The sequence below is a fragment of the Pseudarthrobacter naphthalenicus genome (genome assembly GCF_029076445.1).
GTDB lineage: Bacteria > Actinomycetota > Actinomycetes > Actinomycetales > Micrococcaceae > Arthrobacter > Arthrobacter naphthalenicus.
In genome coordinates this window covers 125,813-145,935 of record NZ_JARESG010000009.1, presented here as the reverse complement: position 1 = coordinate 145,935, position 20,123 = coordinate 125,813, and the positions used below count along the sequence as shown (strand labels likewise).

The window sequence follows — 20,123 nt, the reverse complement described above, 5'->3', positions numbered from 1 at the left end:
GCTCAGTCCTCCTCTTCCCATTCCGGGGTCATATTGCGGGCAACCTGGATCTGGTCGTTACTCACTCCGGAGGGGACCATCGGCCACACCATCGAATCGGGGCTCACCACAAAGTCGATGACCACGGGACGGTCATTGATCTCCAGTGCCTTCTGAATGGTTGCATCGATATCCTCGTCCCGTTCACAGCGGAATGAAGCGCAGCCGTAGGCGTCCGCCAGCTTGACGAAGTCGGGGATCCGGGCTGTCTCATGGCCGGTGTTGAGGTCCGTGTTCGAGTAGCGGCCCTCGTAGAAGAGCGTCTGCCACTGACGGACCATGCCCAGTGAGGAGTTGTTGATGATGGCAACCTTGATGGGGATCTTGTTGATGGCACAGGTGGCCAGTTCCTGGTTGGTCATCTGGAAGCAGCCGTCGCCGTCGATCGCCCAGACCACCCGGTCCGGCTCCCCCACCTTGGCGCCCATGGCAGCCGGTACGGCGTAACCCATGGTGCCTGCGCCGCCGGAGTTCAGCCAGGCGTGCGGGCGCTCGTACTTAATGAACTGGGCCGCCCACATCTGGTGCTGGCCCACACCGGCGACGTAAATGCCTTCCGGGCCGGTCAGCGCGCCGATGCGTTCGATGACGCGCTGGGGGGCCGTAAGTCCGTCATCCGGTTCGGTCCAGCCCAGCGGGTAGGTTTCCTTGAGGTTGTTAAGGAAAGCCCACCAGGTGGTGAGGTCAGGGGTTCCTGCCGCTTCGAACTGGGAACGGAGGGCTTCGGTGAGTTCGGGGATGATTTCCTTGACCGAACCCACAATCGGAACATCGGCCGCGCGGTTCTTCGAGATCTCCGCGGGATCGATGTCGGCGTGGATCACCTTGGCATGGGGCGCGAACGTCTTCAGCACGCCGGTCACGCGGTCATCAAACCGTGCCCCGAGGGTGATGAGGAGGTCCGACTGCTGCAGGGCTGTCACGGCGGACACCGCGCCGTGCATGCCCGGCATGCCCACGTGCTGCGGATGGGAGTCCGGGAAGACGCCGCGGGCCATCAGCGTGGTGACAACCGGAGCGCCTGTCAGTTCGGCCAGGGCGCGGAGTTCTGCTGACGCGTGGGCCTTGACCACTCCGCCGCCCACGTACAGGACCGGCTTGCTGGCAGCAGCAATCAGCTTGGCCGCTTCGCGGACCTGCTTGTTGTGCCCGCGGGTGACCGGCCGGTAGCCCGGGAGGTCAATCTTCGGCGGCCAGGAGAATGTCATCTGGCCCTGCTGGGCATCCTTGGCCACGTCCACCAGCACCGGACCGGGACGTCCGGTGGAGGCCAGGTGGAAGGCTTCGGCCATGACGTGCGGGATGTCGTTGGGGTCGGTCACCAGGAACGAGTGCTTCGTGATCGGCATGGTGATGCCAACAATGTCGGCTTCCTGGAAGGCGTCGGTGCCGATCACACCGCTGGACACCTGGCCGGTGATGGCCACCAGCGGTACGGAGTCCATGTGGGCATCCATGATGGCGGTAACGAGGTTGGTGGCACCGGGGCCGGAGGTGGCAATGCAAACCCCCACCCGCCCGGTGACCATGGCGTAGCCTTGCGCGGCGTGGCCGGCTCCCTGTTCGTGACGGACCAGAACGTGATTCATGCTGGAGGCCATCAAGGGGTCATAGGTAGGCAGGATCGCGCCACCGGGCAAACCAAAAATATCGTCCACGCCGAGTTCTTCGAGCGAACGGACAATAGCTTCTGAGCCGGTCATCACCGTTGGGGGTACAACGTTGTTCGGCCCAAGGACAGGAGAGACAGCAGCAAGGTCGGTGACGACGGCGGCGTGGTCAGCCGTTTTGTCGGCACGTTCCGGAGCCTTGGGGGCTCCAGCGGACTTGGTAGCCATCAGCGAGGGGCTGATCGGCGATCCTTTGCTCATCGGACTCTTCCTTGTGGATCATTGTTTTTCTCGGAACTGCGGAAAATAAAAAAACCCCTCAGCCTGGTGGCTCTTCGAGGGGTTGCGCGTGACGGTACGTTACCAGTCGGGCTATGCTGCCACGCGCTTGGTAAGGACGACGGATACACCCAAAGCGGTGCCGACGGTAACGGTTGCGATCATGCAGTCAGTTTTCCCTCTGAGTGAGATGCATGTCAACGGGGGTGGTACACATCTCACCATATGGACTTCATTGTCCACCAATTGGCCACGTCCCCCAACCAGGTAGCAGCAGATGTCGTTTTGAGTGCCCAAAACGACACTTGCTGCTACCTAGTTGGGCCCACCCCGCAGCCAGGGGCGGGCCAGCGGAAAGTGCTAGCCGCAGTAGGCGCCGGTGGAGGCGCTGTGCACGAGCTTGGCGTACTTGGCGAGCACACCCTTGGTATACCGGGCCGGGAGCGGCTCCCAGCCCACCCTGCGGGCCTCGAGTTCCGCCTCGTCCACCAGGAGGTCGAACGACCGTGCTGCGATGTCCACGCGGATGCGGTCACCGTCCTTGACAAAGGCGATGGGGCCGCCGTCGGCTGCTTCCGGCGCGACGTGCCCGATGCAGAGGCCGGTGGTGCCGCCGGAGAAGCGGCCGTCGGTCAGCAGCAGGACGTCCTTGCCCAGCCCGGCGCCCTTGATGGCGCCGGTAATGGCGAGCATTTCGCGCATGCCCGGACCGCCCTTGGGGCCTTCGTAGCGGATGACGACGACGTCGCCGGCCTGGATCTTGCCGTTGTCCAACGCGTCCAGCGCGCCCTGCTCACGTTCGAACACGCGGGCGGTGCCTTCGAAAACGTCGGCGTCGAAGCCGGCGCTCTTGACCACGGCGCCTTCGGGCGCCATGGAACCGTGCAGGATGGTGATGCCGCCGGTCTTGTGGATCGGGTTGTCCATGGCGCGCAGGATCTTGCCGTCGAGGTCCGGCGGGTTAATGGCTGCCAGGTTTTCGGCCACGGTCTTGCCGGTGACGGTGAGGCAGTCGCCGTGCAGCAGCCCGGCGTCGAGCAGTGCGCGCATGATGACGGGCACGCCGCCGATCTTGTCGACGTCGGTCATCACGTAGCGGCCGAACGGCTTCAGGTCGCCCAGGTGGGGGATCTTGTCGCCGATGCGGTTGAAGTCCTCAAGGGTCAGCTCAACCTCGGCCTCACGGGCAATCGCGAGCAGGTGCAGGACCGCGTTGGTGGAGCCGCCAAAGGCCATGGTGACGGCAATGGCGTTCTCGAACGCCTCCTTGGTCAGGATGTCACGGGCCGTGATGCCCAGGCGGAGCAGGTTAACAACCGCCTCGCCGGACTTTCGTGCAAATTCATCACGACGGCGGTCTGCCGAGGGCGGAGCGGCGGAGCCGGGCAGGGACATGCCGAGGGCCTCACCGATGCAGGCCATGGTGTTGGCCGTGTACATGCCGCCGCAGGCGCCTTCACCCGGGCAGATGGCCTTTTCGATGCGGGTGAGGTCCTCCATGCTCATCTTGCCAGCGGCGCACGCGCCCACTGCTTCGAAGGCATCAATGAGGGTGACTTCCTTTTCGGAGCCGTCCTCGAGCTTGACCCAGCCGGGCATGATGGAGCCGGCGTAGAGGAAGACGCTGGCCAGGTCCAGGCGGGCGGCCGCCATCAGCATGCCGGGCAGGGACTTGTCGCAGCCGGCCAGCAGGACCGAACCGTCGATCCGCTCTGCCTGCATAACGGTCTCAACGGAGTCGGCGATGACTTCGCGTGAGACCAGGGAGAAATGCATGCCTTCGTGGCCCATGGAGATGCCGTCGGAGACGGAGATGGTGCCGAACTGCATGGGGAACCCGCCGCCGGCATGGACGCCTTCCTTGGCGCCCTGCGCGAGGCGGTTAAGGGAGAGGTTGCAGGGGGTGATCTCGTTCCATGAACTGGCAACGCCGATCTGGGGCTTCGCGAAATCATCATCGCCCATGCCTACGGCACGGAACATGCCACGCGCCGGGGCAGCGTGGATGCCGTCGGTGACCACCCGGCTGCGGGGTTTGATGTCGGGCTTGTTCTTAGTTGTTGCTGGGGCGTCGGCGCTCATGGCTCAAAGTCTATGACTCCCGCGCCAATGCGGAAGACCAAAATCCCCCGTTTTGGGCCGATTCCATGAATATTTCGACCATACTGTGGACAGGAGTCTCAAATATTGAGACTCGCGCGTGCCTCCGTGTTCCCGGCGGGAGGCAGAGGGGAACGGCCGGGGGACGTGGGCCGTCGCTGAACCGGCGCCCTCTCCTCGCAGCGACCTAGACAGTCCTGTTCGCACCGACGTACCGTCAAGAAACGGCAACCATGCCATCCGGACTGAAAGGCCCAGCTGTGGATATTGTCTTCTGGATCATTGTGATTGTGCTGATTGTCGGCATTGTGTGGTGGCTGCTGAACCGAAGCAACTCTTCGGATAAGGGCGGCACGGCTCAGGGCGGCGCGGCTCAGGGCGGCATGCCGGCCCGGCGGGCAGAGGGCGCCCTGTCCGGCGGAAGCGCTGCGGCCTCAGCGGAAGCTGCCGGCACCACCGGCCTTCCCGGTGCCGCAGGTTTTGGCGCCCCTGCGGAACCCACGCCGCCCACCACGGCCGAGGAGGACCTGGTGCCGTCCGATACTTCCGGCCACCAGCCCGCCGGGACATCCGCCGTGGCATCGGACTCCGCCGGCGAAAGAAACGTTGGTGGAGGGCGCGAGGCCAGCACTGCAAAGGACTCCCTGGCAGCAGAAACCCCGGAGCGCGGGGCCTCCGCGGCTGAGGCAGATATGCCGGTCGCCGCGGAACACCGCGAGGCTGAAGATTCAGCAGCCGGCCAAGAGCCTTCCAGGCAGGGCGGGCCAATCGCCCCCGAGGCTGCCGCCGCCGGGGCGGGAGCCACAGGCCGCCAGGCCGAGGATGAGTGGGAAACGCAGTGGTCAGAAACCGGCGGCTCGGCCCACCCGGCGGCGACCGGCCTGAGTGGAGGCGCTGCCGGCGGTGCTGCCGCTGCCGCTGCAGCCGCCGGCTCCGCAGCCTCACCGCGGACTGAACCGGTGCCTGCCGAACCGGCTGCCTCGCCGGAGTTAGCCCCGGAAACAACCGAAGGCACCCACTACGTCCACCACTCGGAGTACACAGACCCGCATGCCCCCACGCTTCCGGGAGCCGAGACTGCGGCGGCGGACGAGCTGACGAGCGATCTGCCGGCCGGCCCCGCGGGCCATGATTCAGCCACCGTGCCCGGGCAGGCGGCGCCGGGCAACGAACCCGGAACGCACAGGGCATCTCCTGCGGGCCACGAGCCCGCCGCGGAACTTGCCGCCGAACCTGCCGCCGAACCAATCGGCCACCTCGCGGCGGAGCAGCCCTACGGCGCCGGCTCCGCCTCGCCGGGCCCTGACGGCAGGGGACCTGCAGACTACGCGGTCAAGGGTGACGCCCGCGCGATGGTCTATTACGAGGAAGGGCACCCCGACTATGAGCAGACCACGGCAGATGTCTGGTTCGAGTCCGAGGCCCATGCAGAGGCTGCGGGGTTCCGGCCGCCCCGGCGGACGCGCCTCTGACCACGCCGCAGGACGGGGGCGGACAGCCCGGACCGCCGGGTTCCGTTCCGGCGCGATGGCGCTGTGCGCCGCACTGCTGCTGTCCGGATGCACCGGGAACGGAAACGGCACCCCGACAGGCGGCAGTGAGCCCACCGGCACGGCCCCTGCGTCGGCGGGCGGCCAGGGCGGCCATGCCACGGGCGCTGCTGCCGCTCCGGCGGTCCTCAAACGCCTCGACCTGCAGCTCGACATTCCCTGGGCCGCCGTATTCCTGCCGAACGGCACGGCCGTCATTTCTGAGCGTGAAACTGCGCTGCTCAAGGCCGTGAAGGACGACCACGCCACCACCATCGGCCGGGTCCCGGGAGTCAGCCCTGCCGGCGAAGGTGGACTCCTCGGCCTTGCCCTCTCCCCCGCCTTTGCCGCCGACGGCTACCTGTACCTCTACTACACCTCGCCTCAGGACAACCGGATCGCCAGGACCAAACTGACAGAAAAACCCGGCGGGTCGTTGGCCTTTGGTGATCCGGAGATTGTTTTCACCGGCATCCCCAAAGCCACAACCCACAACGGCGGCAGAATCCGGTTCGGCCCCGACGGGTACTTGTATGTTGGCACCGGTGATTCGCAGCGCCGGGAGCAGCCCCAGGACCCCAACGCGCTCGGCGGCAAGATCCTCAGGATCACCACGGACGGCAAGCCCGCCCCCGGCAACCCGTTCGGCAACGCGGTCTACAGCCTCGGGCACCGGAACGTCCAGGGACTGGCCTGGGACAGCGAAGGGCGGCTGTGGGCCAGCGAATTCGGCCCCGACGTCAATGACGAGCTGAACCTCATCCTGCCTGGCGGGAATTACGGGTGGCCGGCCGTGACCGGTGCGCCGCATCGCAAGGAGTACCTGGATGCCAAGGTCGTCTGGCCTTCGACGGCGGATTCTTCACCCAGCGGGCTGGAAATCGCCGGCTCCACCGCATACCTGGGGGCCCTCCGCGGACAGCGGCTGTGGACCGTTGCCCTGAGCGGTGAGGATGCGGGCGCCCCTGTGTCCCATTTCACAGGGGAGTATGGCCGGATCCGGGATGTCATCCGGACCCCCGAGGGCGGATTTTGGCTGCTCAGCAACAACCAAAACCCTGATTTTGTACTGATTCTGGCGCCGCCGGCCTGACAGCCCCTCACTGCGCTCCGTCGATTTCACATGCACCGGAAGTTCGTGTAGAGTTTCATGTCGTTGCGGAGATCAACCGGGAAAGAAAAAGCCATGGAGATCACCGCAAAGAGATGCACCTCTAGCTCAATTGGCAGAGCAATTGACTCTTAATCAATGGGTTCCGGGTTCAAGTCCCGGGGGGTGCACCACGGAAACCCCGTCTTCATGGCCACAAGCCAGAAGGCGGGGTTTCGCTTTGCCCGAAAGTTCCTCCCGCCGAAACCACACACTGGTCCCCGCTCGAACGCTGGTCTGAAACTGAGCTCCTGCTGGACGCTCATCTGTGCCCGGCGGTGCCGCAGCTCCCGGATAGCGCGGCTCAAGGGTGACCCGGTGAAGGGCATACATGGGGGCCACCACCCAGCCGCCGCGCCGACCCTCGAGTACCGCCGCGTTCTTGGCGTGCAGGTCACCGTTTCCTGTCAGCCAGGCGAAGAGGAACTGCAGGTAGAGATTCCTGCTGGCCACGGCCCTGGCCTTGCATAAGCCGGCCAACGCCAGCACTACTTCCACAGAGCTCACGGCGTATTTTGATGCCGGTGACCACTCCGCTTGCCCCGCGCGGGCCGGTCGAACCGTTCCACCAGCAATCCCGGCGGCCCGTTCCGGTCAGTGACGACGCTGTGCACCGACCGCCAGCAGCAGGCTGAGCTCGTCGCCCAGGCTGGTCTTCACAGCGTTCTTCAGCACGGTGAGCCGGTGCCCCCCGGGCAGGAGCCCTGAGAAGAAGGCAGGCAGCGCCCCGCTGCCCGTTTCCACAGGCTCGGCGGCGAGGGGCAGGGTGGTGCTGACGGGAGGGCCGCTCGAAACGAGGTAGTCGGTGGCGTAGGAGAAGGCAACACTCCCGCGCTCAGTCCTCTCCAGGTGGCCGGCCAGCCTGCCGGCCTTGTAGACGTCGGCGCTGCGCACAAATTTAAGGCGGCGCAAATCCTCAGTCATCGGTGACCCTGAGATGCAGGCCCACCGCGTTGGCCGCCGCGGTAACCAACTATGAGGAGGCAACGCTAAATCCGCATGATAATTCAGAAACGAGGTGCGGGCTCTAACCGAGCGGGGCGCCGTCCACGAGGGCGCGGGCAGCCGGTGAGGAGAACTGGCTGGCAAGTTCGCGGACAACAGCCTGGAGTTCGCGCCGAAGAAGATCAGGATCGATAGTGGCCGCGGCCAGCACTGACCGTTCCATCTCGACGGCGGCAACCGCCGCCTCCCGGCCGCTGTCCGTCAGGGACACAACCTGGCTGCGCCGGTCCGAAGTGCTGCGCACGCGTGCAATGTGGCCGTGCGCCTCCAGGCGCGTGAGCGTCTTTCCCATGGTCTGCGCCTGTACCCGGACGAACTGGGCAAGCTGGGCCTGCGTCATGGGCCCTTGGGCTGCGAGCACTTCAATGGCAATGACGCCGGCATGCGTCAGTCCGATGGCGCCGAGCTTCTCGTTCCACGAGTGCTCCACAAGGCGCGCCGCAGTGGATAATAAGCGCCCAGTGGGCCAGCGATCCATGTCAGGCATACCTGCAAGTATAGCTAAGCCTGGTTACCATCGATTCCGGACGCTTACTAGGGTGGAATGTCCCGCCCGTAACAAGGAGATCAACATTGGCTGAAAGACTCATAACCGGTGCCATGGCGCCTGACTTCACGCTTAAGGATTCGTCGGGTCAGGACGTCAGCCTGGCGTCGGGCCGTGGCGCAAACACCATCGTCTACTTCTACCCGGCGGCCGCTACCCCCGGCTGTACTAAAGAGGCATGCGACTTCCGCGACAATCTGGCCTCCTTCACCGCGGCCGGGTACCGCGTCCTGGGCGTCTCCCCCGACCCAGTGGAAAAGCTCGCCGCGTTTGCCGCCAAGGAAGAACTGAGTTTTCCGCTGCTGTCAGACCAGGACCATGCTGTGGCCGAGGCCTACGGGGCATGGGGTGAAAAGAAGAACTACGGCCGGACCTACGAGGGACTGATCCGCTCCACGATTGTGGTTGATCCGGACGGCAAGGTGGCACTGGCGCAATACAACGTGCGGGCCACCGGGCACGTGGCCAAACTGCGCCGCGACCTCAACCTCGACGCGTAGGGGGAGACCTTCCGCCACGACGCCGCGGCACCCGGACTGACAGAACGGGCACCCGGCCGAGGCTACAATGGAAGCTGGCATCCGCCGTCGTGCGTTTTGCTACCGGTCCAGCACGCTGGCCGGAGCGGGACACAACGTCGGCTGCCACGCGCGAGTGGTGAAATTGGCAGACACGCAGGATTTAGGTTCCTGTGCCTTCGGGCGTGGGGGTTCAAGTCCCCCCTTGCGCACACAGACACAGTTCCCGGGCCCCACGGCCCGGGAACTTTGCATTTAAGCTCATGACCGCCAAAAGCTGCCCCGCTCAGAGAAGTCTTTTCCGATCCACCCATCCATTCCGGAACTCCGTCCGAATACCCCGTGAGACACCAGCCAAGGGCAGGTGCCCGACAGTCGGAACAGGTCACGCGGCAGGCGACATGCCTGCCGCAGGCAAGAAATCGGCAGAAACCAAATATCAAGGAGAACCGAAATGCAGTCACTTAAGCGCACAACCTTCACCGTCGCAGGCGTTGCAGCTGCAGCCCTGCTGAGCCTTACCGCCTGCGGAGGCTCAAGCACCACGGCATCGAGCTCCACCGCCCCGTCCGCTGCCCCGTCGACGTCCAGCATGGCTCCGTCCAGCATGGCACCGTCACCGTCGAAGTCGGCCAGCGCCGCCGCCATGGATCCGGCCGCCAACCTGGTGGGCCCGGGCTGCGCCGGCTACGCGGAGAAGGTCCCCACCGGCGCAGGCTCAGTTGCCGGCATGGCCCTTGACCCGGTAGCCGTCGCCGCTTCGAACAACCCCATCCTGACCACGCTCACGGCTGCCGTCTCCGGCAAGCTCAACCCCAAAGTCAACCTGGTGGACACGCTCAACGGCGGCGAGTTCACGGTCTTCGCACCGGTGGATGACGCCTTCGCCAAGATTGACCCGGCAACCATCGAGACCCTCAAGACCGACGACGCCCTGCTGAGCAAGATCCTGACCTACCACGTGGTCCCGGGCCAGATCACCCCTGACAAGATCGCGGGCACCCACGCCACGGTCCAGGGCGGTTCTGTCACCGTGACCGGCAGCGGGAATGCGCTCCAGGTGGACGGCGCCAACGTCATCTGCGGCGGCGTCAAGACCAAGAACGCCACCGTCTACCTGATTGATTCGGTGCTGATGCCCAAGTAGCCCGCATCACTGCGGCAACAGGCGGCGGTCCGATCCGGGAGGAACGGGCCGCCGCCTTGCCGGCGGTATTGGGCCGCCGTGCGGGCGTTAAGGGGGCTCCCGGGAGCATCAAGCCACGTCAATTAGACTGTGTCCCTGGCCCGCACTTGGCGACGCCGGCCAGAAACAGCCCAGAGGTGATAGACGAGTGCCCAGCAGTACATCGCGGCGGACGGTCCTCAAGACCAGCGCCGTTTTTATGGCGTTAGGCCTGACGGCCTGTACCGGCACCCCCTCGCCGTCGCCGTCGTCCACGTCGCCTGATGCCTCCGCCCCGGCTGCGGAACCCACCGAAACGTTCACGTTCGGCACGGCGTCCCAGCCCTTGGGACTGGACCCGGCGCTCTCAAGCGATGTGGAAAGCTACCGGATCACCAGGCAGATCCTGGAGGGCCTGGTGGGAGTTGACCAAACCACCGGCAAGCCCACCCCGTTGCTGGCCACCGAATGGACCGACTCAAACGGAGGCCGCAGCTACACGTTCAAGCTCCGCACGGATGTTTTGTTCCAGGACGGCACCCCGTTCAATGCCGATGCTGTGTGCCAGAACTTCAACCGCTGGTTCGCCTTTTCCCCGGAACTGCGTGCCAAGGCGCCGGGCATTACGTTCAAGAGCGTCTTCAAGGCGCATTCGGACGAAGCAGCCCTCTCCATTTTCAAGAGCTGCACCGCCGAGGCCCCGGACACCGTCCGGATCGACCTTACCCAGCCGTTTACGGCGTTCCTCCAAGCCCTGACGCTGCCGGCGTTCGCCATCGCCTCCCCCGCAGCCCTGGCCTCAGGCACAGCGGACGTGCTCAACCAGACCAGGCACAGCAACCCCGTCTCGGCCTTCGCCACCAATCCCGTTGGGACGGGGCCGTACAGCCTGGCAGCCTGGGACGACACCAGCGTCCGCCTGGTCAGCCACAAGGGCTACTGGGGTGAGCGCGGGCAGATCGCCACCATCAATTTTGTGACCTACGACCACCCGCAGACCCGGCTTCAGGCCCTGCTGGACGGCAAAATTGACGGGTACGACGCCGTCACGGTGGGGAACTTTGATCAGCTCGTCAAACGGGGCATGCAGATTGTCCAGCGCGACCCGTTCTCGGTGATGTACCTGGGCATGAACCAGGAAGTCCCGATCCTGCAAAACCTGAAGATCCGCCAGGCGGTTGAACTGGCGATCGACAAAGACACGCTGATCCGCAAGTTCTTTATCGACAACACGGCCAAGGCCACCCAGTTTGTCCCGCCCAAGATCAGCGGCTTCAATAACGAAGCCCCGGAACTGGGCCACGACCCCGTCAAGGCAAAGGCCTACCTCGCCGAAGCCGGCTACGCCGGGGAAGAGCTCCGGTTCTACTACCCGCTGAACGCCACCCGCCCTTACCTTCCCACCCCGGAGAAGATCTACGCGGAACTCAGCAGGCAGCTGACCGCCGTCGGGTTTAACATCAAGCCTGTTCCGGTGGACTGGGCGGACGGATACCTCCAGAAGGTCCAGTCGCCGGGCGACCACGCGCTTCACCTGCTCGGCTGGAACGGCTCCTACTCGGACGCCGAAAACTTCGTAGGCCCCCTGTTCGGTGAGAAGAACGGTGAGTTCGGATACCACGACCCGCAGGTCTTCTCCAAGATCAACCGGGCCCGAGGGCTGCCCGCCGGCAAGGAGCGGGACGAGCAATATCACACCATCAATGCCCAAATCGCGGCCACCGTCCCGGCCGTTCCCATCGCCTTCCCCATTTCCGCCCTGGCCCTCTCGGACCGCGTCAGCAGCTACCCGGCATCGCCCGTACTAAGTGAAGTTTTCACGAAGGTGCAGCTAAAGCCTTGACGGCCGGGCCCAATTTCAGTATGCGGGCCGGGCAGGGATATTCTGTGACAGCCAGAGCCGCTGCTATCGGAGACTGATTGTGACCTTCATATCAAAGACCCAACATGCCGACGTCGTACTGATTGGCGGCGGCATCATGAGCGCCACCCTCGGGGCGTTCATCAAGCAGCTCGAGCCGAACTGGACCATCTCCCTGTTTGAGCGTCTGGACCAGCCGGGCCTGGAAAGCTCCGACCCCTGGAACAACGCCGGGACCGGCCACGCCGCACTGTGCGAGCTTAACTACTCCCCCGCGGCCAAGGACGGCTCGGTGAATCCCGCCAAGGCGCTGCTGATCAACGAACAGTTCCAGCTCTCCCGCCAGTTCTGGTCCCACTTGGTGCAGGAACGGCTGATCGGCTCTCCCAAGGGCTTCATCAACACGGTCCCGCACATGAGTTTTGTGATCGGCGAGAACAACACCAAGTTCCTCAAGACCCGGTACGAGGCGCTCAAGCCCCACACGCTGTTCCGGAGCATGGAGTATTCCGAGGACCACGCCCAGATCGCCAAATGGGCTCCGCTGATCGTCAAGGGCCGCGACCCCAAGCAGCAGATCGCCGCCACCCGGGCCGCTGAGGGCACGGACGTGGACTTCGGCGCGCTGACCCGCGAGCTGACCACCTACCTGGGCAACAACGGCGTCGAGGTCAACTACGGCCACGAGGTCACCGGCATTACCAAAGCGTCCGACGGCGGCTGGGACCTTGCGCTGAAATACCCCGCTTCCGGCGAGCATGGGAAGATCCATGCCAAGTTTGTGTTCGTCGGCGCGGGCGGCGGCGCACTGCACCTGCTGCAGGCCTCCGGAATTCCGGAGAGCAAGGGGTACGGCGGATTTCCCGTGTCCGGCCAGTTTTTCCGCTGCACCGACGAGAAGCTCGCCGCCCAGCACAGCGCCAAGGTTTACGGCCAGGCCTCCGTGGGCGCCCCGCCCATGTCCGTACCGCACCTGGACACACGCTACGTCAACGGCAAGCGTTCACTCCTGTTCGGCCCGTACGCCGGCTTCTCCACGAACTTCCTGAAGAACGGCTCCTACCTGGACCTGCCGCTGTCCATCCGCCCCAGCAACATCATTCCGATGCTTGCCGTGGCCAAGGACAACATGGACCTCACGGCGTACCTCATTAAAGAGGTGGCCAAGCGCCATGGCGACAAGGTGGAGGCGCTGCGCGAGTACTACCCCGAGGCCAAGGACGGCGACTGGGAACTGATCACCGCCGGCCAGCGTGTACAGATCATCAAGAAGGATCCGAAGAAGGGCGGCGTGCTGCAGTTCGGCACTGAAGTGATCGCCGGCCGCGATGGCTCGATCGGAGCGCTCCTGGGTGCGTCCCCCGGAGCGTCCACTGCGGTGCCCATCATGATCGAACTGCTGCAGAAAGCCTTCCCGAAGAGCTTCAAGGGCTGGCAGGGCAAGCTGAAGGACATGATGCCCGGCTACGGCGTGCAGCTTGACGAGCACCCGGACCTGGCAGCCGAGCTCGAAGCGGCAACAGCGAAGGCTCTGCAGTTGGAAAGCGTTCCCGCGCACCCCTGACGCATCGCCGGCCTGGCGGGCAGGTCCGGTTCCAGCAGTTCGTCAATCCCACAGGAGACCAAGCGATGTTCCGGCTGGCACAACTTTCCCTGGCAAACCGGGCACTGATCGCGCTGATCACCGTGTTCGCATCGGTGTTCGGCGTGATCACCATGTCATCGCTGAAACAGGAACTCATCCCTTCCATCGAGTTTCCGCAGATCACGGTTCTGACGCCCATGCCCGGCGCGTCCCCGGAAGTGGTGGACAAGCAGGTCAGCGCGCCGCTGGAGACCGCTTTGAACGGTGTGGAGGGTCTGGAGTCAACCTCCTCCACCTCGCGCAACGGCTCATCCCAGATCACTTTGGTCTTCACGTACGGGACAAATCTTGACCGGGCCCGGAACCAGATCGACCGTGCCATTTCCAACGCCAAGCGTTCCCTGCCGGCGGACGTGCAGCCGCAGGCTTTCGCGGGCAGCATCAGCGACTTCCCCATCGTGTTCCTGGCCGTGTCCTCGGACAAGCCGCTGAGCGAGCTGAACTCCGATCTCCAGCGGCTCTCCGTTCCCAGGCTGCAGAAAATCGACGGCGTCCGGGGTGCCGACGTGACGGGCGGCGCCACCCAGCACATCGAGGTCCTGCCGCGGCCCGAGGCGATGGCGGCCAGCGGCGCCACCATCGAATCAATCCGAAACGCGCTGAGCAACAACGGATCGCTGATCCCGGCCGGCACCATCGAGGAACAGGGCAAAACCCTGTCCCTCCAGATCGGCAGCCCGGTGGACTCCCTGGACGCCATCAAGGCGCTGCCCCTCGGCGGTGCCAAGAACGGCGCCACCATCGGCACGGTCGCGGACGTCAGCCTCAAGGACAATGAGCGCACGTCCATTACCCGCACCAACGGCCAGGAAACCCTCGCGGTTTCGGTCACCAAGAAGCCTGAAGGCGACACCGTGGGGATCTCCCACGCCGTGAACGATTCGCTGGCCGGGCTTGAGGCTGAACTGGGATCCAACGCCAAGTTCACCCCCGTCTTCGACCAGGCCCCGTTCATCGAAAAGTCCATCAAGGACCTCACCACCGAAGGCCTGCTCGGGCTGGGCTTCGCGGTGGCCGTCATCCTGGTGTTCCTGATGTCCACACGCTCCACCCTGGTGACAGCGGTATCCATTCCCCTGTCGCTTCTGGTGACCTTCATCGGCCTCTCGGCGACGGGCTATTCGCTGAATATTCTGACTTTGGGCGGCCTCACCATCGCGATCGGCCGGGTGGTGGATGACTCCATCGTGGTGATCGAGAACATCAAGCGCCACCTCAGCTACGGCGAGGAGAAAGTGGCCGCGATCCTCACCGCGATCCGCGAAGTGGCCGGCGCCATTACCGCCTCCACCCTGACCACCGTGGCCGTCTTCCTGCCGATCGCTTTTGTGGGCGAACTCGCCGGCGAACTGTTCCGGCCCTTCGCGCTGACAGTCACCATGGCGCTGCTGGCATCGCTGCTGGTCTCGCTGACGATCGTCCCGGTCCTGGCCTACTGGTTCCTGAAGAGCCCGGCTGTTGCCGCGCCCGGGTCCGCTGCCGCCCGTGAGGCTGCGGCCGCGGCCCGGGCCAAGGCACACGAGTCGGAAGAGAAGAGCCCGCTCCAGCGCGCATACCTGCCAATTCTGGGCAAGACCCAGAAACATCCCGTGTGGACTCTCGTGGCGGCCCTCCTGGTGCTCGGCGGGACGGGGGCGATGACCCCGCTCCTGGCCACCAACCTCCTCGGCGATTCCGGCCAGAACAGCATGACCGTCCGGCAGGTGATGCCGGCGGGAACAAGCCTGGCCGAAACCAGCTCCGCTGCGGTAAGGGTTGAGGAAGTCCTTCGCGGCATCGATGGCGTCAAGAACGTCCAGGTCACATCCGGCAATGCCCAGGCGGGCTTCGCCGCGCTCACCTCCTCCGGCTCCTCCAACTCCACGTTCACCGTGGTGACCGACGAGAAAGTGAACCAGGCAAAGCTCCAGGCCACGGTACGCACCAAACTGGCCGACGTGGCCGGAGCCGGAAAAGTCACTGTCGGCTCCCAGCAAGGTGGCTTCGGCACATCCTCCACGGTGGACATCACCATCAAGGCCGCTACCTCCGCGGACCTCCGCACCGCCAGCGACGCCGTGGTGGAAGCCATGAACGGTGTCCCGGAGACCAGCGAAGTGAGCACCAACCTGGCAGCCAGCCAACCGGTGGTCCAGGTCAAGGTGGACCGCGCCAAAACGGTGGCCGCGGGCCTCAACGAGCAGCAGGTGGCCGGCGTCCTGGCCGCCACCATCAGCCCTGTCCCGGCCGGCACGGTACGGATCGACACCAACGACTTCCCAGTCCAGATCGGCAAGGGCACCCGGTTCACCAGCATCGACGCGGTGCGCAGCATCCCCTTGCCGGCGGCAGCCGGCCCCGTGACGCTGGGCAGCATCGCCAGCGTTGAGCAGGTGGACGTGCCCGTCTCCATCACCTCAAGCAACGGCCAGCGGACCGCGAAAGTCTCCGTCACGCCGTCGGGCTCCAACCTTGGCGCGGTGAACGCGGAGGTGCAGAAGCGCCTCGCGGCGGTCAGCCTGCCCGCCGGTGTGACGGCAGAGCTCGGCGGCGCCACCACGCAGCAGGCCGAATCGTTCCGGCAGCTGGGCCTGGCGCTGCTCGCGGCCATCGCCATCGTGTACGTCATCATGGTGGCCACCTTCAAGTCCCTGGTCCAGCCGCTGATCCTGCTGGTCTCGGTTCCCTTTGCCGCCACCGGCGCCGTTGCGCTGCTGCTGGCCACCGGAGTCCCGCTGGGCCTGCCCTCGCTGATCGGCATGCTAATGCTGGTGGGAATCGTCGTCACTAATGCGATCGTGCTCATCGACCTCATCAACCAGTACCGGAAGCCACGGAACGGCCTGCCCGGAATGACGGTGGCGGACGCCATCACGCACGGCGCGCGGCAGCGCCTCCGCCCCATCCTGATGACCGCCCTCGCCACCGTGTTCGCGTTGACGCCCATGGCCCTGGGACTCACCGGGGGCGGCGGTTTCATCTCCCAGCCCCTGGCGGTGGTGGTCATTGGCGGGCTGGTCTCCTCCACTGCACTAACACTGGTCCTGGTGCCGGTTCTGTACCGTCTTGTGGAGGGCCGGCGGGAACGCAAAACACTGCTGCGCGCCATGCAGGAGCGCCCTGAGTTTGCGGCGCCGGACGACGTCGATGCGGAATTCAGCGACTGGACCACCGGCATGACCCCCAAGGTCAGCGGCCGCCGCGCCGCCGCGGGGAACCCCGAATAAAAAGGGAATATTCCGTTCCGTGCTGCGTTATACCTGTCGATACATGCAAACGCATGAAAATCAGGGTATAGTGGAAGCAACCCCAGAGAAGTCCAGGAACGGAAGGCCAATCATGCAAATCGGCGTATTCAGCGTCAGTGACATCACCACTGACCCCACAACCGGCCGGACGCCCACGGAGAACGACCGCATCAAGGCGTCCGTGGCGATCGCCAAGAAGGTCGAAGAAATCGGCATGGATGTCTACGCCATCGGCGAGCACCACAACCGCCCGTTCTTCTCCTCCTCGCCCACCACCACACTGGCGTACATCGCCGCGCAGACTGAGCGGATCACCCTTTCGACGGCCACCACGCTGATCACCACCAACGATCCGGTCAAGATCGCCGAAGACTTTGCCATGCTGCAGCACCTGGCCGACGGCCGCGTGGACCTGGTGCTGGGCCGCGGCAACACCGCCCCCGTCTACCCGTGGTTTGGCAAGAACATCCAGGACGGCGTGGAACTGGCCATCGAGAACTACAGCCTGCTGCGCCGGCTCTGGGATGAGGACACCGTCAACTGGTCCGGTAAGTTCCGCACCCCGCTGCAGAACTTCACCTCCACCCCGCGTCCCCTCGACGGCGTCGCGCCTTTCGTCTGGCACGGCTCCATCCGCACGCCGCAGATCGCCGAAGTGGCCGCCTATTACGGCGACGGCTTCTTCGCGAACAACATCTTCTGGCCCAAGGAGCACTACCAGCAGCTGATCGGCCTCTACCGTGAGCGCTACGAGCACTACGGCCACGGCAAGGCCGATCAGGCAATCGTGGGCCTCGGCGGCCAGTTCTTCATGCGCAAGAACTCCCAGGACGCCGTCAAGGAATTCCGCCCCTACTTCGACAACGCCCCCGTCTACGGCCACGGCCCCTCGATGGAAGACTTCACCTCACAGACCCCCCTCACCGTGGGCAGCCCGCAGGAGGTCATCGAAAAGACCCTGTCGTTCCGCGAGTACTTCGGCGACTACCAGCGCCAGCTCTTCCTGATCGACCACGCAGGCCTGCCGCTGAAGACCGTGCTGGAGCAGCTGGACCTGTTCGGCGAGGAAGTCCTGCCGGTGCTGCGCAAGGAATACGCCGAGAAGACGCCGGCCCACGTTCCGGAACCGCCCACCCACGCCGGCCGCGTTGCTGCACTCATGGCATCCCGGGCCAGCGAAACAGCACCATCGGAGGCGTGATGGCTGCCGAAGGGAAAGAAGCTCCGAGCCGCCTTGCCGCGGAAACCTGGGAATCCCTGTTCCGGGCACAGGTTGCGGTGATGCGCCGGCTCCAGGCCGGAAAAGCGTTCCGCGATGTGGCCATCAACGAGTACGACGTCCTGTTCACGCTCTCCCGGTGCCCCTCCGGGTGGCTCCGCCTCAACGAGCTTAACCACCACGTCCTGCTGAGCCAGTCAAGCCTCAGCAGGCTGGTGGAGCGGCTGGAAAAGCGCGGCCTTGTGGACCGGATGCCCGCACCCGACGACGGCCGGGGCGTGCTGCTCAAGCTCACGGAGGAGGGGGCGGCCCTGCAGAAGGAGATCGGCCGCGAACACGTGCGGGACATCTCCGACCTGGTGGGACCCGCCCTGACGGCGGCGGAGCAGAAAGAGCTTCAGCGGCTGACGGACAAGCTCCGCCAATCCGTGGCAGCCAAACCCGTCAAGTGAGCCGCCGCGGTTGGGGAACGCGTTAGCCCAGGACCAGCAGCCTGGCCGGATCCTCAACGGGCAGCTGGCCGTTGACCACCGCGGTGACGCGGAGCTCGTTCAGGGTCAGCCGGCCGCCCACAGTGGACAGGAATGCCGTGTCCGAGGAGTCGCGGCCTGCCGTGATCCGCAGCATCGACTCCCGCGGGGCCAGCCCCGTGGGGTCGATGACATGCCAGGCGCCATTGATGTGGCCCTCTGCCACGGCATGAAAATCCATCGGCGCCAGGCCTGGCGCGTACACGGCCGCGAGCCGTGCCGGGATGTCCTTCGAACGGAGCAGCGCGATCGCCAGGTGCGCGAAGTCGCGGCACACCCCCCGGCGGTGCAGGAGCGTTTCCACGGCGCCGTCCGTCCCCCGGGACGAACCACTGATGTACCTCAACTCCCCGTAGACCCAGTTCCGGACGGACTGAAGCAGTTCCTCCCCGTGCAGGCCACCGAATTCCGCGTAGGCGGTGGGCAGGAGCCGGTCGGACTCCGCATAGCGGCTCGGCCGGACATACCGGATGAGCTCCGCCAGGGTTGACTCCTCCGGCTCCGCCCTGCCCACCACCGTCGCCGAGTAGTCAACCGTCACTTCGGCCGGGTCAGCAAACTCCATGTAGTGCAGGCGTCCGCCGTGATAGTCGGCCAGTTCGTGGAACGGGACCGCAGACCCGCCGGCCGTGACCGTGAGGGATTCGTCAAACGAGGTGTAGCCGGGGTTCCTGGCTACGGCAATGGCCAAAGCCACCTTGGTGTCAGCCACGGTCTTAAAAACCATGCGTGCGGCAACGGTGCGTTCCATGTATCTCCGGGGTATGAGGTAGGTGCAGAACAGCCGCTCCGGCCCGGCGGTGATGGCGCCGGCGGCGGGGCTAGTTTTTGATCTCCAGAGACATTAGCATCCGCTGCACGTTCGCGAAGTCCGTCCCCTCATTGACGTACTTGGCGGCCTGGTCAAGGGTGTCAAAGGCCTTGGCGGGAGCCACCTTTTCATCGGGCGCAAAGGCTTTCAGGGCTATCACGTCACCGAACGAATAGTCCCCTTTGCCCGCCGGGCCGCGGACCACGTTGCGCAGTTCGCAGGCCTGACCATCCGCCCCGCCCACGATGTTCGTGATGCCGTACGAGCCGAAGTACCGGTAGCCCTGAATCACGCGGTACACGGCGTGCGGCGCGATGGTGCCTTCGCCGGCAAGGCCGGGCAGTGCCACCGGCACGCTGCTGATGACCACATAGGGTTTCTTCCCGCTGTCCGGGCACAAAACCTCCGACGGCGGCAGTCCGGTCCGCAGGGCCGCCATGAAGGTGCCGTCCTGTTTTTTCACCTCGATTTTCAGCGCGCCGGGAAGGGTCCCGTCCTCGGGGGTGACGGACTGGGCGATCCATTCCTCGGGCAGGTCAAAACTGACGGTCCGGCCGGGGTCGGTAAAGGTCTTCCACGCGCTTGCCGTGGCGGCCGGGCCGGGCGTCGCGGCAGCCGAACCGCTCCCGGCGACCGGCTTCGACGCCGATGGAGTGCCCTGCGTTCCCGTACTGCCCTGAGTGCCCGTGCGGCCCGGGGCGGACCCGGAGGACGTGCCCGGCTCCGCCGTCCACGCCGGGCTGCTGCCGCCGCCGGGGGCACTGCATCCGGCAGCCAGGGTCCCGGCCATCAGTAACGCCGCCGCCCGAAATCCCCAGAATGTCGCCCTGCTCCTCATCCCGCCAGCCTATCGGCAGGTAAAAGAGGACCGGAGAACAGGAACCTCGT

At 65.3% G+C, this 20,123-nt stretch carries 16 protein-coding genes and 2 tRNA genes; 11 read left to right on the top strand and 7 right to left on the bottom strand.

Annotation, left to right across the window (positions count from 1 at the left end; translation table 11 throughout):
- Positions 1-2: 2 nt before the first annotated feature.
- Both PY310_RS11100 and ilvD read right to left on the bottom strand, forming a co-directional pair.
- Positions 3-1,910: an acetolactate synthase large subunit gene (locus PY310_RS11100; protein WP_275214431.1), complete on the bottom strand. Its 1,908-nt coding sequence runs from the start codon at positions 1,908-1,910 to the stop codon at positions 3-5.
- 378 nt (positions 1,911-2,288) lie between these two features.
- Positions 2,289-4,010, bottom strand: a complete 1,722-nt coding sequence (gene ilvD, locus PY310_RS11095; RefSeq protein ID WP_275214430.1) for a dihydroxy-acid dehydratase — start codon at positions 4,008-4,010, stop codon at positions 2,289-2,291.
- Between the two features lie 278 nt (positions 4,011-4,288).
- On the opposite strand from ilvD, the gene PY310_RS11090 reads away from it, so the two are divergent.
- The 3 genes from PY310_RS11090 to PY310_RS11080 all read left to right on the top strand — a co-directional run bounded on the left by PY310_RS11090 (position 4,289) and on the right by PY310_RS11080 (position 6,841).
- Positions 4,289-5,500 (top strand): sunset domain-containing protein, encoded by a 1,212-nt coding sequence (locus PY310_RS11090; protein ID WP_275214429.1) that lies wholly within the window; start codon positions 4,289-4,291, stop codon positions 5,498-5,500.
- Positions 5,501-5,555: 55 nt separating this feature from the next.
- Positions 5,556-6,650, top strand: a complete 1,095-nt coding sequence (locus PY310_RS11085; RefSeq protein WP_419095473.1) for a PQQ-dependent sugar dehydrogenase — start codon at positions 5,556-5,558, stop codon at positions 6,648-6,650.
- A gap of 115 nt (positions 6,651-6,765) precedes the next feature.
- Positions 6,766-6,841, top strand: a tRNA-Lys gene (locus tag PY310_RS11080).
- On the opposite strand, the gene PY310_RS11075 is transcribed toward PY310_RS11080, so the two are convergent.
- The 3 genes from PY310_RS11075 to PY310_RS11065 form a co-directional block, all read right to left on the bottom strand.
- Complete coding sequence (locus tag PY310_RS11075) at positions 6,804-7,283, bottom strand: HipA domain-containing protein (protein WP_275214470.1); 480 nt, start codon at positions 7,281-7,283, stop codon at positions 6,804-6,806. The genes PY310_RS11080 and PY310_RS11075 overlap by 38 nt on opposite strands.
- Positions 7,284-7,301: 18 nt before the next feature.
- Positions 7,302-7,631: a HipA N-terminal domain-containing protein gene (locus tag PY310_RS11070; protein ID WP_275214427.1), complete on the bottom strand. Its 330-nt coding sequence runs from the start codon at positions 7,629-7,631 to the stop codon at positions 7,302-7,304.
- Between the two features lie 103 nt (positions 7,632-7,734).
- Complete coding sequence (locus tag PY310_RS11065) at positions 7,735-8,190, bottom strand: MarR family winged helix-turn-helix transcriptional regulator (protein WP_275214469.1); 456 nt, start codon at positions 8,188-8,190, stop codon at positions 7,735-7,737.
- Between the two features lie 95 nt (positions 8,191-8,285).
- Here PY310_RS11065 and bcp point away from each other — a divergent pair, with 95 nt between their 5' ends.
- The 8 genes from bcp to PY310_RS11025 all read left to right on the top strand — a co-directional run bounded on the left by bcp (position 8,286) and on the right by PY310_RS11025 (position 18,346).
- Positions 8,286-8,759 (top strand): thioredoxin-dependent thiol peroxidase, encoded by a 474-nt coding sequence (bcp, locus tag PY310_RS11060; RefSeq protein ID WP_275214426.1) that lies wholly within the window; start codon positions 8,286-8,288, stop codon positions 8,757-8,759.
- 148 nt (positions 8,760-8,907) lie between these two features.
- Positions 8,908-8,989 (top strand) — tRNA-Leu (locus tag PY310_RS11055).
- Positions 8,990-9,231: 242 nt separating this feature from the next.
- The gene (locus tag PY310_RS11050; protein WP_275214425.1) at positions 9,232-9,924 is read left to right on the top strand and encodes a fasciclin domain-containing protein; all 693 of its coding nucleotides are present in this window, start codon (positions 9,232-9,234) and stop codon (positions 9,922-9,924) included.
- 187 nt (positions 9,925-10,111) lie between these two features.
- A complete protein-coding gene (locus tag PY310_RS11045; RefSeq protein WP_419095472.1) occupies positions 10,112-11,785 on the top strand; it encodes an ABC transporter substrate-binding protein in 1,674 nt (557 codons plus the stop codon).
- A gap of 79 nt (positions 11,786-11,864) precedes the next feature.
- Entirely contained in the window at positions 11,865-13,367 is a 1,503-nt protein-coding gene (locus tag PY310_RS11040) for a malate:quinone oxidoreductase (RefSeq protein WP_275214424.1), read from the top strand.
- Positions 13,368-13,432: 65 nt separating this feature from the next.
- Positions 13,433-16,654 carry an efflux RND transporter permease subunit gene (locus PY310_RS11035; protein ID WP_275214423.1) on the top strand — a complete coding sequence of 1,074 codons (3,222 nt, stop codon included), beginning with the start codon at positions 13,433-13,435 and terminating at the stop codon, positions 16,652-16,654.
- Positions 16,655-16,766: 112 nt separating this feature from the next.
- Positions 16,767-17,876, top strand: a complete 1,110-nt coding sequence (locus PY310_RS11030; RefSeq protein WP_275214422.1) for an LLM class flavin-dependent oxidoreductase — start codon at positions 16,767-16,769, stop codon at positions 17,874-17,876.
- Positions 17,876-18,346, top strand: a complete 471-nt coding sequence (locus PY310_RS11025; protein WP_275214421.1) for a MarR family winged helix-turn-helix transcriptional regulator — start codon at positions 17,876-17,878, stop codon at positions 18,344-18,346. Before PY310_RS11030 ends, PY310_RS11025 begins: the two co-directional genes overlap by 1 nt.
- A 22-nt stretch (positions 18,347-18,368) precedes the next feature.
- Here the strand turns inward: PY310_RS11025 and PY310_RS11020 are convergent, their stop codons facing one another.
- Both PY310_RS11020 and PY310_RS11015 read right to left on the bottom strand, forming a co-directional pair.
- Positions 18,369-19,175: a transglutaminase-like domain-containing protein gene (locus PY310_RS11020; RefSeq protein ID WP_275214420.1), complete on the bottom strand. Its 807-nt coding sequence runs from the start codon at positions 19,173-19,175 to the stop codon at positions 18,369-18,371.
- A gap of 70 nt (positions 19,176-19,245) precedes the next feature.
- On the bottom strand, positions 19,246-20,073 hold the full coding sequence (locus tag PY310_RS11015; protein WP_275214419.1) for a hypothetical protein: 828 nt from the start codon (positions 20,071-20,073) through the stop codon (positions 19,246-19,248).
- Between the last annotated feature and the right edge of the window lie 50 nt (positions 20,074-20,123).

Excerpts from the sequence above, each read along its gene's own strand:
- ilvD (WP_275214430.1), bottom strand. The coding sequence starts at position 4,010 with ATGAGCGCCGACGCCCCAGCAACAACTAAGAACAAGCCCGACATCAAA.
- PY310_RS11030 (WP_275214422.1), top strand. The coding sequence starts at position 16,767 with ATGCAAATCGGCGTATTCAGCGTCAGTGACATCACCACTGACCCCACA.
- PY310_RS11015 (WP_275214419.1), bottom strand. The coding sequence starts at position 20,073 with ATGAGGAGCAGGGCGACATTCTGGGGATTTCGGGCGGCGGCGTTACTG.
- PY310_RS11025 (WP_275214421.1), top strand. The coding sequence starts at position 17,876 with ATGGCTGCCGAAGGGAAAGAAGCTCCGAGCCGCCTTGCCGCGGAAACC.
- PY310_RS11035 (WP_275214423.1), top strand. The coding sequence starts at position 13,433 with ATGTTCCGGCTGGCACAACTTTCCCTGGCAAACCGGGCACTGATCGCG.
- PY310_RS11085 (WP_419095473.1), top strand. The coding sequence starts at position 5,556 with ATGGCGCTGTGCGCCGCACTGCTGCTGTCCGGATGCACCGGGAACGGA.
- PY310_RS11100 (WP_275214431.1), bottom strand. The coding sequence starts at position 1,910 with ATGAGCAAAGGATCGCCGATCAGCCCCTCGCTGATGGCTACCAAGTCC.
- PY310_RS11050 (WP_275214425.1), top strand. The coding sequence starts at position 9,232 with ATGCAGTCACTTAAGCGCACAACCTTCACCGTCGCAGGCGTTGCAGCT.
- PY310_RS11070 (WP_275214427.1), bottom strand. The coding sequence starts at position 7,631 with ATGACTGAGGATTTGCGCCGCCTTAAATTTGTGCGCAGCGCCGACGTC.
- PY310_RS11065 (WP_275214469.1), bottom strand. The coding sequence starts at position 8,190 with ATGGATCGCTGGCCCACTGGGCGCTTATTATCCACTGCGGCGCGCCTT.
- PY310_RS11020 (WP_275214420.1), bottom strand. The coding sequence starts at position 19,175 with ATGGAACGCACCGTTGCCGCACGCATGGTTTTTAAGACCGTGGCTGAC.